Source organism: Streptomyces sp. BL1 (genome assembly GCF_057628045.1).
This window is the reverse complement of record NZ_JBXYWZ010000002.1, coordinates 328584-343496: the sequence shown is the minus strand read 5'-3', so window position 1 is coordinate 343496 and position 14913 is coordinate 328584. Positions and strand designations below refer to the sequence as shown.

Below are 14913 nucleotides of genomic sequence, written 5' to 3'. Positions count from 1 at the left end.
TCGCGTCCCCAGTGCTGTATTGGGGGTGGCAAGCCAGGGCGGCCGCGCCGATGCGGCAGGTGGGAATCCCAGGCAGGTTGGATCGTGCTGGGGAAGTGAGGGGCCCGGACCCGAGTTGGGAGAGTCCTGGGAACGGATCCGGGCTGAGCGCCGATGTGGACAGCAGCTCAGACGGTGTCGAGCAGTCCCTTCTTCAGCGCGGGAGCCATCCCGGGGGTCAGCGGGAGGCGGGGTACGAGAAGGCAGTGCAGAAGGTGGTAGATGTCCTGCTTCCCGTTCCAAACGAGGCTCGTGGCCTCGTTGTTCTCGTCGAGTTCCTGCAGCCAGGAGCCGCCCTCGTAATCGATGAGATGGTCCCGGCAGTAGTCCCAGAACACCCGGTACCACTCGGCGTACGAGCTCTTCCCGGTCGCCCGGAACAGGGCGTAGGCGGAGCCGATCGCCTCCACGACCACCCAGCGGACTCGTGAGCGGATCACCGGCTTCCCGTCCCAGTCGACCGAGTAGACAAAGCCCTCGGCGCCGTCCGGGCTCCATGCGTCCCGGACCGCCGCGTCGAAGAGCCCCTTGGCGTCCTCGAGCAGCCAGTCGGGGCACTCACGGCCCTCGTCCTGCAGGGTTGCTCGGAGCTGGAGAAGCAGCCGTCCCCACTCGACCCAGTGGCCCGGTGTCCCGCCGTAGGCACGGAACTGATCGGCCGGCGTGCTCTTGTTGTAGTCGGGCAGCGGATTCCACTCGGTGTCGAAGTGCTCGTTGACGCGGTAGTGATTCGAGCGAGCGACCTCGTGGATGATCCGGTGGGAGATGCTCAGCGTGCGGTCGAGCCACACGGGATCGCCAGTGACATCGTGAAGCACGAGGAACGCCTCCACGCTGTGCATGTTCATGTTGCCGCCGCGGTAGTCATCGCACGTGCTGAACGACTCGTCCCAGTTGTCGCGGCACATCTGCTCCTCGTCGGACCAGAAGTGTTCCTCGATGATCGCGACGCCCCGGCGCAGCAGTTCGTCGGCGCGAGGCACTTCGGCTGCGACCGCGCTGGCGGCTGCGAGAGCAACGAATGCGTGGGCGTACGCCTCCTTGTGGCGGTCCACGACCTCCTCACCCTCGTTGGCGACCACGGCGTACCAGCCGCCGTGGCGCCGGTCCCGCAGCACGCCGTCAAGCAAGCAGTCAATGCCGTGCTGTGCCATCGTGCGCGCACCGGGACGGCCCATCAGCGAGGCGACCGCGTAGACGTGCACCATGCGGGCGGTGATCCACAGATGGGTCCCCTGCTCGTCGCGGATCCCGCCGCTGTTGCTCAGCCAGCCGAATCCGTTGCCGACCTTCGCGTGCCGGCCGAACTCGAGGACCCGGTCCGTCTCGGTCTCGAGCCAGCGGGCGTGTGCGGGGGTGCCGATCCAGCTGGTCGTCATTCTCAGCTCCTTTGATGAATGAGGGCGGGGATGTGAGCGGGAGTCTCAGCGGGAGGTGATTGCCTCGTCGACGACCTCGGTGAGCCGCTTCATCCGGGGCACCGCGAGGTCGCGCAGCGCGTGGGTGGGGTCGCCGAAGGGCAGCGTGCACGACCACACGGCGCGGCCGGCCAGGAATCCGTCGGCGCCTGCTGTGACGGCCTGCCGAACGGCATTCGGGAAGAGGTCCGGATCCACACCGGAGGAGAGGATGACCCACGGAGTGTTCAAGCGGGAGTCGAGCGCCTTGCAGGCATCCAGGAGCTCGCGGTCGCTTCCGCGCCCGCTCAGGGGCATCTCCGCCTTGTACAGGTCGGCCGACGTGTCGCCGAGTTCCTCTGCCGCAGCGAGGATGCTCGCCTCCTTGTCGAAGTCCGCGCTTCGTCGGGGCGGGCGCACCACGGGCTCGATGATCGCTGTCAGTCCCGCGCCGTGGCAGCGGGCGGCGAAGTCCTCGACCATGGCCCGGCGCGCCTCCGGGCTCTCGTCCGAGCGCCACAGGACGAGGAGCTTCATCGCGGAACTGCCGATCTCCACAGCGTGTTGGGGCGTCGACTCCTCGTCGATCGTGATCCGGTCGACCGGAACGCCGTTGCCCGGGTGGAACTCATCGGCGGAGGCGATCAGAGCGCAGCCCTTGTCCACCACTCCGGTCTCGACTGCCCGATCCAGCACGAACTGGTAGTCGAGCAGGACGGCAGAGGCGAAGGGCGTGAGCTCGCGAGCCACGTCGAGCTTGAAGGCGACCAGGTCGCTGTCGCTGATGACGCCGCCACGGGCTGTGCTGAGCATGCCGCGAAGAGCCTCGCGCTGGTCGACGGCCAGCATCGCGAGACCGCCGGACTCTCGAGCGATTGAGCTGAGAGGGTTCTGGGTTGCCACGGGACTCCTTCAATAGGGGTGTTCGGTGTGGACATCCACGACTCGTGAGGGACGCACAGACAGTGGCGCCGCTGACATGCCCTGGCCGGCTCCGGGTTGTCTGAAGCCAGCAGTGGAATGCTGGGAAAGTAACATGTCTGTTTGGAAGTGAACACCCCCTCGTTTCTTCGACGCCCGGGCTCGGGCGACGCTCGTCGCGTGCTGCGCTCTTGTGAGTGTTGAGTCAGAGGCCACGCGGTGGTCGCTCGGGATGGGGCGGCATCGGCTCCTCTTCGCTGTCCGCGCTCGACGCCCCTTTGAGCCGGCGGAGGAGAGGAGAACGAATCGCTCCACCTCGCAGGTGCTGGAGGTGGAGCGATTCCCGTCGGGGCAATGGTTTCCGGAAAGTCCCAGCCGGCGGCGAAGCTCTGCTCTGTGATCGCTGTGACGGGCCGGTGGTGCCACAGCGGCGATGGCTCGCTTACGGGGCCTGAACGACTGGGCTCGGCGCGTCGAGCAGGGTGAAGTAACCGCGGAGCCCGACAACCACGGCGAGTTCACGATCTCGTTGAGGCCCCGGTGTGGGCGTCGCGAGGCCTTCGGTGGTTTCGTACGCCTGTTCAGACCTCGATGCTGCGGTGCTCGGCGACGGACTTCTCGGCGGCCAGCCCAATGCGGACGGCCTGCAACCCGTCGTGGAGGGTCACCTCGACCTCGCCGTTCCCCAGCACCACTTCGCGGAATTTCTTGTGCTGGTAGTACGTGGAGCCGTGGTGGTCGCCCGCATTGAGGATCTCTTCGTCCACCTCGACCACCTCGCGTCGCGGGCCCTTGGGGTCGCGGGGGCTGACCGCAAACTCGGACTCTCGCTCCTGGCCGCCCGGCCAGAATCGCGCTGGACCGGGAATGGAGCACTCGACCTTGGCCGCGTCACCGACCGCCGCGATGTGCTCCTGGAAATAGGACCCTTCGGCGAACATGCACAGGTCGAGCATTGCCCGCGCGCCGGAGGCGAACTCCACGATCACGTAAGCGTTGTCGAGGATGTCGGGCACGTGCCCGTCATAACGCTCGTTGCGGTGGTTGACGTCTGCGGCGCCCGAGGCGAACACGCGGACGGGCTCGGACCCGGTGGTCAAGCGCATCAGGTCGAAGAAGTGGCAGCACTTCTCCACCAGGGTGCCGCCGGTACGCGCCGAGAAGCGGTTCCAGTCGCCGACCTTCTGCAGGAACGGGAAGCGATGCTCCTGGATGGTCATCATGGCCAGCTTGCCGATCTCGCCGGATGTCACCGAGTCCAGGAGCTTCTGGACGGGAGGCATGTAGCGGTATTCCATCGCCACCCAGATCGGTGCGGGGTAGGAGGCCGCGGCCTTCTCCATGTCATCCGCCTGTTCACGGGACACGCAGACGGGCTTCTCGACGAGGACCGGCAGATGCTGCCCCGAGGAGAACACGTCGAGCAGGATGTCGTGGTGGGTGTCATTGGGGCTGGTGATGATGAGGGCATCCAGCTCCTGCGCGGCGAGCATCTCCGCGTGCGAGGCGTACGCCGGGGTGTCCTCGCCGATGAACTCCAGCGTCTCCGCGCGCGAGGTCTCTTCGGGGTCGCTGATCGCTGCGATGATCGACCCGGGGATCAGCTGGAGGTTGCGGATGTGCTCGCGCCCCATCATGCCGGAACCGATGAGACCGTAGCGGATGGTCGTGGCCATGTGCGTTCCTGCTTTCGGTTGCGCCGGACGCGGACTCGCGCGCGAGTGACGTCATCAGCGTTCTCGAGGAGTGATCTCGACCATAGATGTTGTTTTACGAGCATGCAATGTTTGATTTACATCATCCTCAAGTTGGCCCTGCGGTTGTGGGAACTGTTCTGCCGGATGGTGGCCACGGCTCCGAGTCGGCCGCAGGGTGGTGGGCGGCGGTACGGCGGCTGTGAGGTGCTGGCCGCGATCATCTCCGTCGCGAATACCGCTGCATCTGGCGGCAGTTGCCGCCCGTGTTCGGTCCGGCAGGGACCACCTCGTACCGGTAATTGCTGAGTGGAGTCGGCAGCGGTGCAACCGCGCGAGACGGGCGGGGCCGGGGGTGGGCGGGGAGGTGCAGCAGAACTGGATCCGCGCGGGGTGCATCCGGACCGGCCAGAGGAGGTCGACACGGATAGGGGTGCGAGCGCGCGCGAGACGGGCGGGCAGGAAGTCGGGGGAGCGGCAGACCGAGATTCCGGCTGCTGTAGGGCCAGTTGGACCCGTATGTCTGGAGGCTCGGCGGGCTCGGGGCTACAGCATTCGGCGGTTGCCGGGCGGCTCGGGGCTCTGGCCTGCCCCGGCGTGAGGGCGAAGGACAGCGGACGGCGCCGGCGGTCGGCCGCCAGGTGCACCTTGCTGGTCAGTCCTCCCCGGGAACGCCCCAGTTCAGAGCCCTTCAGTCGAAGCCGGTGACGTCGACGGACTCGTCGACGCTCAGCCCGGGCCTCCTCCCCTTTTCCCCGCATTCGCTCCCGGCGATCTGCGGCTCTTGTCCCTTGCGCGGGAGGTTGGGGAGTCCACGCTGGCCAGCTCCAGGTCCACTTCGCCGCGCGCGGACGCCTCGGGGATCGCGGCGTCCAGCACGCCCTGGAGGGCGCCTTGCGTCGCCCAGGCACGAAAGCGGTCGTAGGTGGTGGACCAGTTGCCATAACGCTCGGGAACGTCACGCCGGGGGCTGCCCGTACGGAACCGCCACGTCGTCCCGTCGAACTGTTTCCGCAGGTCAGGTATAGGGCCCGGTCTCGGCCGCCGGAAGGTGGGGCTCAACCAGGGCCCGGTGCGGGCGTTCAGGGATCCGGCGCGCATAAGTGTTGACCCACATCTTGAGTTCATGTTCATAATGCGGGCCATTAGCTCGAGTCGGCCGGCTCCACAAACGCCCTCTTCAATGACGAAACGGACGTCGGGCATGTCGGAAACCGCAATACTTCTCAACACGGCCTTCGCCGTGATCGCCATCGTGTTCCTGATCGTGCGGATGCGGATGAACCCCGTGATCGCCCTGATCCTGGGCTCCTGCTACCTCGGCCTCGCCACCGGTCTCGGGGCGAAGAAGACGGTGGAGACGATCACCAAGGGCTTCGGCGACATCATGGCCGATATCGGCCTCCTGATCGTCTTCGGCGTCCTCGTGGGAGCCCTCCTGCGTGAACTCGGCGCCATCGAGCGCCTCGGCGACACCCTGCTGCGCGTCGCGGGTCCGAAACGGGTCCCGTACGCGATGGCCCTCACGATCGCCACGTTCCTGCAGTCCATCTACCTCGACGTGCTGCTGGTGATCACCGGGCCCGTCGCCAAGGGCATCGCCGGCAAACTCGGCCGGTACGGCACCGCGCGCATGGCCACCGCTCTGGCCGTCGCACTCGAGTGCGGCATCGTCTTCATGGTCCCCGGTGTCGGAGCCCTTGCCCTCGCCGCGCTCCTCGACGTCCCCCTCGGCACCTACCTGCTGTACGGGCTCATTGTCGTAATCCCGACCGTGATCATCGCCGTGGCCGCCATGAACTGGCTGTTCGCACGCGGCTGGTGGAATCCGGAGCTGGACGAGGAGGCCCCCGCCGCAGTGGCGCAGGCGGCGGCCGGGGGAGCCGCCCCTGTCGCCGCCACCGGCACCACCGCCACCGGGACCCCCGGCACCGGGTCCGCCACCGCCGGATCCGGCGTCGAGCCCACTGCCACAGAGACCGCCCCGAGTGCCGTTGCGGCGCCCGCCGCCGGAGGAGCGGTCACGGCCGTACCGGCCGAGGACAGGAAGCGCCCCGGACTCCACGTCCTCTTCGCGCCGCTGCTCTGCTCCCTTCTCCTCATTGCCGTCGGCGCGTTGGCCGACATCGCGTCGTGGCGCAACCCAGTCGTGGAGCTGCTCTCCAGCCCCGTCGTGGCCCTCCTGCTCGGCGTCGTCGGCACCTGCCTCCTTACCCGGCGGCAGCTGGGACAGCCGTGCGTGGACGGGGCGTTGGGCGCCGGGCTGCGCGACAGCGGGCAGATCCTCGTCCTCACCGGGGTCGGCGGCTGCCTCGCCGCAGTCATTACGGCCTCCGGGGTCGGCGACATCCTCGGCGAGTACTTCGGGGCCAGCACCGTGGCGCCGCTCCTGATGGTGTGGCTGGTAGCCGCCGTCCTGCATGTTGCGGTCGGCTCGGTCACGATCTCTGCGATGACCGCGGCAGGCCTGCTGGCGCCCGTGGCGCCGAGCCTCGGAATCGACCCGGTACTCATCGCCTTGTCGGCCGCCGCGGGTTCCCTCTTCCTCGTCCACCTGACGAGCAACACCTTCTGGCTGCTGCAGTCCCTGATGGGCCAGACCACGCGGGGCACCCTCAAGACCTGCTCGGTCGGCGTCTCCGTCGCCTCGGTCGTCGCGATGGGACCGATCCTGGCGCTCAGCGCCTTCCTGTGAACTCCCCTGCCCTGAACACGAGATGAGGACGTCATGACGAAGACCGCCACCCAGCTGCCGGTGCGACTGCCGCTGCACGGAGTGCGCGTGCTCGAACTCGGCAACTACATCGCCGGCCCCACCGCCGGCCGGATGCTCGCCGACTTCGGCGCCGAGGTCATCAAGGTCGAACGCCCCGGCACCGGAGACGAACTCCGCAACTGGCGGCTGTACGCCGGTGACGTGTCGATGCTCTTCCGCACCATCAACCGCAACAAGAAGTCCGTGGTCCTGGACCTGAAGACCGAACGCGGCCGGGCCACCGTGCTCGAACTCGTCCGGCAGTGCGACGTCGTCATCGAGAACTTCCGGCCCAGCACCCTGGAGCGCTGGGGCCTCGGACCGGAGGCCCTCGAAGAGGCCAACCCCGACATCGTCCTGACCCGGATCTCCGCGTTCGGCCAGTCCGGACCGCTCTCCGAGCGCCCCGGATTCGCCGCCGTGGCCGAGGCCATGGGCGGCCTGCGCCACCTCGTCGGAGAGGCCGACCGCCCGCCGTCCCGGGTGGGCGTCTCCATCGGCGACTCGATCGCCGGACTGTACGCGGCGTTCGGTGCCGTCATCTCGCTGCTCCAACGTGAACGGACCGCGACGACAGCCCCGTTGGCCGAGCGCACCGTCGACGTCGCCCTGCACGAGGCCGTCTTCTCAATGATGGAATCCCTCGTCCCCGACCACCTCGCCTACGGCCTGGAACGGGAACGCGTCGGCGGCCGCATGGAAGGCATCGCCCCCAGCAACGCCTATGTGTGCGGCGACGGACACAGCGTGGTCATCGCCGGCAACGGCGACTCCATCTTCCGCCGTTACATGGAAGCCATCGACCGCACCGACCTCGGCGACGACCCCGGGCTGCGCACCAACGCCGAACGCTGGGCACGGCGCGACGAACTCGACGCCGCCATCGACGAATGGACTGGCACCCGTTCCCGTACCGAAGTCCTCAAGGCCATGGACGCTGCGGGCGTCCCGGCAGGACCGATCTACACCGCCGCGGACATCTGCGAGGACGACCAGTTCGCCGCCCGGGACATGATCCAGCGGCTCCCGGTCGCCGTTGCAGCAGGTGAGACCCAGGAGGTCGGCTTCCCCGGCATCGTCCCGGTTCTGGGCGAACGGTCCCTGCCCGTACGGTCCCTCGGCCCCGACCTCGGCGCCCACACCCGCGAGGTCCTCACCGGACTGCTCGGCAAGGACGCGGCCGAGACCGACGCAATCATCGACGAGATGGAGAAGAAGTGACGAGCACGCCCAAGGCCCCCGGCACAGCGACCCCATACAACGCGACCCTGCGCGACGTCACCCTGCGCGACGGTCTCCAGCTCACCGGCAAGTTGCTGCCCACCGACCGCAAGGTGGAGATCGTCCGCGAACTCCTCTCCCTCGGGGTGCCGTCCGTGGAGATCGGCTCGCTCGCCAACGCGAAGCTGGTCCCGCCCATGGCCAACACCCTGGAGGTGGTCGAACGCCTCGAACCGGACGAACTCGCCAGGTCCTGGGTCTGGGTGGCCACCCCGCGGCACGTCGAGAAGGCGGCTCGGGCGGGCGCGGTGAACTTCCAGTACTGCCTGTCGGCATCCGACCCGCACAACCAGGCCAACATCGGCCGCAGCACCGAGGACAGCCTCGCGGCCATGCCCGCGGCGATCGAGCACGCACGCGCCGTCGGCGGACGCATCCAGCTCTGCATCGCCACCTCCTTCACCTGCCCGTTCGACGGCCAGGTCGCCGAGGAGCGGGTCCTGCGCATCGCCGACGACCCGCGTACGGAAGGCACCGAGGACATCGTGCTCTGCGACACCCTCGGCCAGGCCGTCCCCGCCCAGGTGACCGGCCTCGTCTCCCGAGTCGCGGCCGAGAGCCCCGCACGACGGATCGTCTACCACGGCCACGACACCTGGGGCCTCGGTGTCGCCAACACCCTTGCCGCCATCGCGGCCGGCGCACGCGAGGTGGACGGCGCGCTCGGCGGCCTCGGCGGCTGCCCCTTCGCCCCCGGCGCCAGCGGCAACGCCGCAAGCGAGGACCTACTGTTCGCCCTGCGACCCGACTGGCTGACCACGGACACCTTCGGCTCCCTGGTCGCGCTCACCGACAACCTCCTCGCCGAACTCGGCGAACCGAACCGCTCCCAGGCCGGCCAGGCCGCACACTCCAGCACCACTGCCTTCGAGTGGGCCGTCGCGGAACCGGCCGTCGAGGCATGCCGATGAGATTCCTGGTCACTACTCCCGTCCCGGCCCTCGGAATGGACCTGTTGCGCGCGGCCGGCGACGTACACGTACCCGACCACCGACCGACCGCGGAGGAGCTGCGCGAGCAGTGCGCGTCGGGCGCCTTCGACGTCGTCGTCGCGCAGGTAACCGATGTCTTCGACGACGCCCTGCTCGCGGACGCCAAGATCAGCGGAATCTCCAACTACGCCGTCGGCTACGACAACGTCGACGTCTCCGCCGCCACGCGCCACGGCAGCCTCGTGGGCAACACCCCCGGCGTCCTCACCGACGCTACCGCCGACGTCGCCCTGCTCCTCATGCTGTCCACGGCCCGCCGCTGCGTGGAAGCCGACCGCTTCGTACGCGCAGGCCAGTTCCACGGCTGGCAGCCTGAACTGCTGCTGGGCAGCGACATCAGCGGAGCCTCACTCGGATTGGCAGGCTTCGGCCGCATTGCCCGCGCGACGGCCCAACGAGCCCTCGCCTTCGGTATGACAGTCCGCTACACCGCGCGCAGCGGTCCCGTACCGTCCGAGCGGCTCGGCCCGCTCGCAGGCAGGGTGCGGTACGCCGAGTGGGACGAACTCGTCCGTACCAGCGACTTCCTCTCGCTGCACGTACCGCTCACCGACGCCACCCACCACCTCGTCGACGAGCGGACCCTGCGCGCCATGAAGCCGACGGCCTGCCTGATCAACACCTCGCGCGGGCCGGTGGTCGACGAGCGGGCACTCGTCGCAGCGCTCCGGTCCGGCGAGATCGCGGGGGCGGGACTTGATGTGTACGAGGACGAACCCGCGCTCGCCGAGGGCCTTGCGGAACTCCCCAACACCACGCTGCTGCCCCACGTCGGCAGCGCCACCCGCTCCGTGCGCTCCACCATGGCGCGGCTCTGCGCGGAGAACGCCGTTGCGATGGCACGGGGCGAGCTGCCGGCCCATCCGGTGAACCCGGAGGCGTGGGCGGCGGGGCGGCAGGCGGCTCAGGTGGGGTAACGGCCGCCGAGCGCCCGGGTGATCTGCTCAGCGTGCTCCACCACCAGATCAACCCACTCGACGCACTGCTCATGCGGCATGCGCAGCGTCGGCCCGTGGACCGTGAGTGCTCCGACGAGGTCACCTGCCGAGTCGAACACCGGGGCCGCGAGGCCCGACGCTGCGTCGATACGCTCGCCGATCGTGATGGCGAACCCCTCGGCGTGCGTCTGCTTGACCAGTTGGCGCAGCTCGTCGTGGTCCGTCACCGTACTCTCGGTCAGCTGCGGCAGCTCCTCGCCCAACACCCGCTCGGCCAGCGCCGGATCCCAGGCAAGCAGCACCCGCCCCGACGACCCCACGCTGACCGGCGCGATCTTGCCCACGGACATCTCCCGGCGCAGGGCGTGCCGGGTCTCGGCGACCGCGATGCACACCCGCTGGGTCCCCTCGGAACGGAAGAACCCCGCGGACTCCCCGGTACGGTCGCGCAGTTGCTTCAGTACGGGATTGACCACCTCGAGCACGTCGAGGTCCTTCGCCGCGGCCGCCGCCCAGTGCGTCATCCGGACACCGATGCGCACCTTGTCGTCGGCACGGTCGAGGATTCCGTGGGTCACGAGATTGGTCACCAGACGCTGCACGGTGGAAGTGGGCAGCCCCGTCTCCTCGTGGATCTCCCGCAGACTCATCGCGGGCTTGGCCAGCGTGAAGGCGTTCAGGATCTCGACGATCTTCCCCAGGACAAGCAGTGGAGCCTGCTTCGGTCCTTCGGTCGCCTCCGGGGTGGAATTCGCTCGGGCTGCCATGCGCACAACGATACGACAGCGACCCCTCGGGGCTTCCCGCCTGAAGACCGACGCCGGTCCGACGCCGAGAAGGAATCGATTGATGCGCCCCATGAAGTACACCGTTTCCATCGAGATCGCCCTGCCGAGTGGGGCTTGGTGATCGCTCTGCGCCGTCGTGCCCGAGACCGTCGGGCGGGATCGTCCGGCGCATCGTTGTCCGGCCGTTGAGCTGCTCGGCCGTCAGTTCCCAGCAGACGTCGTATCCGGCGCGGTCGTCGGGGAGTTCGGTCCACTGGAATTCATGATGGTGACAGCCGAGGTTGATGCCGTGACCGGCCAGTTCGTCGGAGGCCACGATCAGCCGTACTGCGAAGGCGGGCAGATGAATACCGTGTCCGCACCGAGGACACGGCACTCGTCGGCGAGTGGAGCGAGGTTGCCGTCAGAAGAGGGCGGGTTGGGCGGGGGTGGTCGCGCCGTCATGGCCGGGCGCGGCCACGCTCCCCCAGCGTTCGGAGCCGGATCGTACGGCGATACCGAACTCGTTTGCCAGGTCCTGGACTTGATGCCGGATGCGCTACTGGTAGGAGCGGGGCGCGTACGCCCGCTGGTACCGGGAGGCGAGGGCGGGGGGCGCGTCGGAGGTTCTCCATGAACCACTCGCGAACTCCCGCCTGCAGATACAGCACCGCAGGCGTCAGCCATGCCGCGCCGGACGCTGCGAGCGCAGGCCGACGACCTGCGGGTCTTCTACGACCCGGAAGGCGGCGCCGCCCCGGTGACCGAAAGGGAATCCGGCCCGCCGCCTGCCGTACCGCTCTCCTTCGCCGGCACGGCCGTCGTGTTCAGCACGTGGGGCAGCCTCCACCTCCGGCGTCTCGAGCGGCGCCGTCTGGCGTGACGCTGCCCCACGTGCGGTGAGCCTCGCGCGGGACGGGGCAAGGGCCCGGGTCAGGACTTTTCGAGGATGGTCTTGAGCTCGGAGAGCATCATGGTCCAGCCGCCGCTGACGCCCTCGAGCATCTTGGAGTCGGCCGAGTCGAAGCCGTCGTGGGTGATGGTCAGCTTCACGCCCATCTCCGGCTCCTCGGCCGGCTCGATGTCGAAGGAGACCTTCGAGCGTTCCTTGACGGCCTCGGCGAACTCCGCGTCGCTCATGCCGAACATCTCCTGGTGCATCGGCTGCAGCGTGTGCCAGGTGTAGGCGAGGCGCTTTCCGGGCTCGGACTCGGTGACGACCTGGCCGAGGTCCTGCGGTTCGCCGCCGTCCTCCACCGGCCACAGCACCTTGGAGCCGACCTTCCAGTCGGACGAGGGCGCGTAGCCACCGTGGTACTGCTTCAGGAACTCCGGGCTGGTCAGCCCCTCCCAGAGCTTCTCGGGGGTGGTGTGGATGTAGATCGTGTAGACGTACTCGGGCTTGCTCATCGCCGTTCCTTCCAGGGCGTGCTTCAGGTTGCCGAGAGCGGCCATGCGGCCCCGCTCGTACCGGCCGATCCAGCGGTCGGCGAGCTCGTGGATGGGTACGGGATTGAGGTAGTGCAGCCTCTCGCGGCCGTGCCGGACTGTCGTGACCAGGCCCGCGCCCTCCAGCACCGCCAGGTGCTTGGACACGGCCTGTCGTGTCATCTCCAGTCCCGCGCACAGCTCGCGCAGGCTCAGCCCGGGCTGATCGTTCAGCCGGTCCAGCAGCTGTCGGCGGCTCGCGTCGGCGAGCGCCTTGAACACCTCGTCCATGCCGTCCAATCTCTCCCCATCAAATTGGCAACCTTTTGGTTGCCTGTCAATTCGAGAGAGCACACACCCGGGTACGCCAGGGCTCCGGCGGGAGTCTCCGCCGGAGCCCTGGCCTGCGAGGTCAGGCGGCCCAGACGGCGACCGGATCGCCGAGTACGTCCTCGTGCACCTCGATGCCCAGGCCCGGGGTCGCGGGCGGGAGGACGCCACCATCCTCGTGAATGACGTCGTACTTCGCCGTCTCCAGAGTCACCATGTCCGCGCAGTTGAGGACGGAGCGCAGCAGCCGCGTGGGCACCGTCGCGCCCAGGTGGGTGACCGCGGCGAAGGCGATGGCGGACCCGACCGTGTCCTGCACGCTCATGGTGAGCCCGGCCGCGCGGGCGATGTCGCGCTGGCGCCTGCCGGAGGTGAGCCCGCCGACCTTGGAGATCTTCAGCCCGATGCCGTCCGCCGCGTCGTGGCCGACGATCGAGGAGACGTCCTCGTCCAGCTGGGAGAGCTCGTCGAGCACGATGGGGTATGGGCAGCGCTGCCGGAGTGAGAGGGTCTCGCGCCAGGTCGCGCAGGGTGCTTCGAGGGCGAAGTCGAGGCCGGGCGGCAGCAGTTGCAGCATCCGCAGCGCGGTCTCCGGTACGAGCCCGCCGTTGGCGTCGACGAGGAAGAACTCGCCGGGGCGCTTGTCGGCGAGGCACGCGCCGATGCGCTCCGCGTCGAGGGCGGGGCCGCCTTCGGCGTCCAGTGCGCCGATCTTGACGGAGTGGCCGCGGTAGCCGCGCGCCCGGTGGTCGGCGACCCGTTCGCGCATGTCCTGCGGATCGCCCGCGTGGATCGAGGACATCATCGGCATGGGCGTACCGGTGGAGCCGCCGAGCAGCTCGCACACGGGCAGGCCCACGGACTTGCCGAACACGTCCCAACAGGCGACGTCCAGAGGGGTCTTGGCGTGGTTGTGCCCGACGAGCGTGGCGTCCATCAGATCGCGGTTGCGGTCGGTCTGCCGGGGGTCGCGGCCGAGGAGTGCCGGCGCGAGCTCCTTGATGCCGGCGCGGGTGCCGAGCGCGTGCGCGGCGATGTAGGTGGAGCCGAACGGGGTGCTCTCGCCCCAGCCCTGTGTTCCGTCGTCGCAGGTGATCCGGACGATGGACGCGTCGAAGGACTCGTACGTACGGCCCCCGGACAGCTGGTAGATGCCGCCGGAGTAGGGCAGATCGGCCTGGAACAGCTCGATGCTCGTGATCTTCATCGGGAGACCTCCGCGTCGCGTACGGGCCGGTCCTCGCCAGTGACGCGCGGAGGTACGAGGACGAGCTTGCCGGTGTGCTTTTTGGTGAGGAAGTCCTGCTGCGCCTGGGCGATGTCGGCCAGCGGGTAGGTGTCCGAGACGACGGGCCGGATCTCGTTCCGCTCGATGTAGCGGACGAGGTTCGCGAACACCTCGTCATCCTGGAAGGTGCAGCCCAGCAGTCGCAGATCCTTCAAGTAGACCGTACGCAGGTCGAGTTGGACGTGCGGCCCGTCGATGGCCCCGGCGACGGTGTACGCGCCGCCTGGCCGCAGCAGTTCGAGCAGCTGGGCCGTCTGCGGGCCGCCCACGACGTCGACGACCGTGTCGACGGAGCCGTGGCCGAGGGCTTCGACGAGGTCGGCGCCGCGGTCGAGGGTGCGGTCGGCGCCCTGGGCCAGGACCTGTCCGGCCTTCGCCGGGGAGCAGACGGCGGTGACGGTGGCACCGCGCCGCTTGGCCAACTGGACGGCGGCGAGGCCGACTCCGCCGGAGGCGCCGACGACCAGGACGTGTCCGGCGCCTACGCCGGCGCGGTGCAGCATGTTCTCGGCGGTGGAGTAAGCGCATGGTACGGCGGCCAGTTCGGCGTCGCTCCAGTCGCAGTCGACGGCGTGGGTCTCCTGCGCGGGCGCGACGGTGAACTGGGCGAAGCCGCCGTCGCATTCGCTGCCCAGAGTCCAGCACTCGAAGGGCCGGTAGCCGACGTACGTACGCAGCATGTTGCGTACCAGGACGCGTTCCCCGACGCGGTCGGCGGAGACGCCCTCGCCGACGGCGGCGATGCGGCCGCACACGTCGGCGCCCTGGATGCGGGGGAAGGTCAGCGCCTCTCCGGACCAGGTGGCATCGCCGGTGGCGAGGCCGTCGAACCCGGAGGTGCCGCCGGCCTCGGTGCCCGAGTCGACGGACTTGGAGTACCAGCCGATGCGGGTGTTGATGTCGGTGTTGTTGATGCCGGAGGCGGCCACTTCGATGAGCACTTCGCCCCGTGCGGGGCGGGGGACGGCGACGTCCGTGCGGTATTCGAGCCGGTCCAGGCCACCGTGACCGGTGAGCAGCGCGGCGGCCATCGTGTCGGGTAGGGCCATGAGAAGTCCTTCCTGCTGAAGCGGACTGAAGCCG

Annotated in this window: 13 protein-coding genes; 5 read left to right on the top strand and 8 right to left on the bottom strand. The window is 68.9% G+C overall.

Annotated features, from left to right (window positions below):
* Positions 1–167 precede the first annotated feature (167 nt).
* The 4 genes from AC3AGO_RS01670 to AC3AGO_RS01655 all read right to left on the bottom strand — a co-directional run bounded on the left by AC3AGO_RS01670 (position 168) and on the right by AC3AGO_RS01655 (position 5152).
* Positions 168–1418, bottom strand: coding sequence for an AGE family epimerase/isomerase (locus AC3AGO_RS01670; protein ID WP_487818269.1), 1251 nt, complete (start codon positions 1416–1418; stop codon positions 168–170).
* 45 nt (positions 1419–1463) lie between these two features.
* Positions 1464–2339, bottom strand: a complete 876-nt coding sequence (locus tag AC3AGO_RS01665) for a hypothetical protein (protein WP_487818268.1) — start codon at positions 2337–2339, stop codon at positions 1464–1466.
* Between the two features lie 599 nt (positions 2340–2938).
* Positions 2939–4033, bottom strand: coding sequence for a Gfo/Idh/MocA family protein (locus AC3AGO_RS01660; RefSeq protein ID WP_487818267.1), 1095 nt, complete (start codon positions 4031–4033; stop codon positions 2939–2941).
* A gap of 747 nt (positions 4034–4780) precedes the next feature.
* Positions 4781–5152, bottom strand: a complete 372-nt coding sequence (locus tag AC3AGO_RS01655; RefSeq protein ID WP_487824508.1) for a transposase — start codon at positions 5150–5152, stop codon at positions 4781–4783.
* Between the two features lie 103 nt (positions 5153–5255).
* Here AC3AGO_RS01655 and AC3AGO_RS01650 point away from each other — a divergent pair, with 103 nt between their 5' ends.
* Genes AC3AGO_RS01650 through AC3AGO_RS01635 form a run of 4 tightly spaced genes read left to right on the top strand, consistent with a single transcriptional unit; the run spans position 5256 to position 9996 of the window.
* A complete protein-coding gene (locus tag AC3AGO_RS01650; RefSeq protein WP_487818266.1) occupies positions 5256–6746 on the top strand; it encodes a GntP family permease in 1491 nt (496 codons plus the stop codon).
* Between the two features lie 33 nt (positions 6747–6779).
* Positions 6780–8027 carry a CaiB/BaiF CoA transferase family protein gene (locus AC3AGO_RS01645; protein ID WP_487818265.1) on the top strand — a complete coding sequence of 416 codons (1248 nt, stop codon included), beginning with the start codon at positions 6780–6782 and terminating at the stop codon, positions 8025–8027.
* On the top strand, positions 8024–8998 hold the full coding sequence (locus AC3AGO_RS01640; RefSeq protein ID WP_487818264.1) for a beta/alpha barrel domain-containing protein: 975 nt from the start codon (positions 8024–8026) through the stop codon (positions 8996–8998). Before AC3AGO_RS01645 ends, AC3AGO_RS01640 begins: the two co-directional genes overlap by 4 nt.
* Entirely contained in the window at positions 8989–9996 is a 1008-nt protein-coding gene (locus AC3AGO_RS01635) for a 2-hydroxyacid dehydrogenase (RefSeq protein ID WP_487818263.1), read from the top strand. Before AC3AGO_RS01640 ends, AC3AGO_RS01635 begins: the two co-directional genes overlap by 10 nt.
* On the opposite strand, the gene AC3AGO_RS01630 is transcribed toward AC3AGO_RS01635, so the two are convergent.
* On the bottom strand, positions 9984–10784 hold the full coding sequence (locus tag AC3AGO_RS01630) for an IclR family transcriptional regulator (protein WP_487818262.1): 801 nt from the start codon (positions 10782–10784) through the stop codon (positions 9984–9986). The two genes, AC3AGO_RS01635 and AC3AGO_RS01630, sit on opposite strands and share 13 nt — an antisense overlap.
* Before the next feature lie 685 nt (positions 10785–11469).
* Between AC3AGO_RS01630 and AC3AGO_RS01625 the strand changes: the two genes are divergently transcribed.
* On the top strand, positions 11470–11667 hold the full coding sequence (locus AC3AGO_RS01625) for a hypothetical protein (protein ID WP_487818261.1): 198 nt from the start codon (positions 11470–11472) through the stop codon (positions 11665–11667).
* A gap of 50 nt (positions 11668–11717) precedes the next feature.
* Here AC3AGO_RS01625 and AC3AGO_RS01620 read toward each other — a convergent pair whose 3' ends face one another.
* The 3 genes from AC3AGO_RS01620 to AC3AGO_RS01610 all read right to left on the bottom strand — a co-directional run bounded on the left by AC3AGO_RS01620 (position 11718) and on the right by AC3AGO_RS01610 (position 14879).
* Positions 11718–12503, bottom strand: a complete 786-nt coding sequence (locus tag AC3AGO_RS01620; protein ID WP_487818260.1) for an ArsR/SmtB family transcription factor — start codon at positions 12501–12503, stop codon at positions 11718–11720.
* A gap of 121 nt (positions 12504–12624) precedes the next feature.
* A complete protein-coding gene (locus AC3AGO_RS01615) occupies positions 12625–13749 on the bottom strand; it encodes a mandelate racemase/muconate lactonizing enzyme family protein (protein WP_487818259.1) in 1125 nt (374 codons plus the stop codon).
* Positions 13746–14879 (bottom strand): alcohol dehydrogenase family protein, encoded by a 1134-nt coding sequence (locus AC3AGO_RS01610; protein ID WP_487818258.1) that lies wholly within the window; start codon positions 14877–14879, stop codon positions 13746–13748. Before AC3AGO_RS01610 ends, AC3AGO_RS01615 begins: the two co-directional genes overlap by 4 nt.
* Between the last annotated feature and the right edge of the window lie 34 nt (positions 14880–14913).

Bases quoted from the DNA above. Each gene is read 5' to 3' on its own strand.
- AC3AGO_RS01610 (WP_487818258.1), bottom strand. From the start codon at position 14,879: ATGGCCCTACCCGACACGATGGCCGCCGCGCTGCTCACCGGTCACGGT.
- AC3AGO_RS01655 (WP_487824508.1), bottom strand. From the start codon at position 5,152: ATGCGCGCCGGATCCCTGAACGCCCGCACCGGGCCCTGGTTGAGCCCC.
- AC3AGO_RS01660 (WP_487818267.1), bottom strand. From the start codon at position 4,033: ATGGCCACGACCATCCGCTACGGTCTCATCGGTTCCGGCATGATGGGG.
- AC3AGO_RS01625 (WP_487818261.1), top strand. From the start codon at position 11,470: ATGCCGCGCCGGACGCTGCGAGCGCAGGCCGACGACCTGCGGGTCTTC.
- AC3AGO_RS01620 (WP_487818260.1), bottom strand. From the start codon at position 12,503: ATGGACGAGGTGTTCAAGGCGCTCGCCGACGCGAGCCGCCGACAGCTG.
- AC3AGO_RS01630 (WP_487818262.1), bottom strand. From the start codon at position 10,784: ATGGCAGCCCGAGCGAATTCCACCCCGGAGGCGACCGAAGGACCGAAG.
- AC3AGO_RS01615 (WP_487818259.1), bottom strand. From the start codon at position 13,749: ATGAAGATCACGAGCATCGAGCTGTTCCAGGCCGATCTGCCCTACTCC.
- AC3AGO_RS01635 (WP_487818263.1), top strand. From the start codon at position 8,989: ATGCCGATGAGATTCCTGGTCACTACTCCCGTCCCGGCCCTCGGAATG.
- AC3AGO_RS01645 (WP_487818265.1), top strand. From the start codon at position 6,780: ATGACGAAGACCGCCACCCAGCTGCCGGTGCGACTGCCGCTGCACGGA.
- AC3AGO_RS01670 (WP_487818269.1), bottom strand. From the start codon at position 1,418: ATGACGACCAGCTGGATCGGCACCCCCGCACACGCCCGCTGGCTCGAG.
- AC3AGO_RS01650 (WP_487818266.1), top strand. From the start codon at position 5,256: ATGTCGGAAACCGCAATACTTCTCAACACGGCCTTCGCCGTGATCGCC.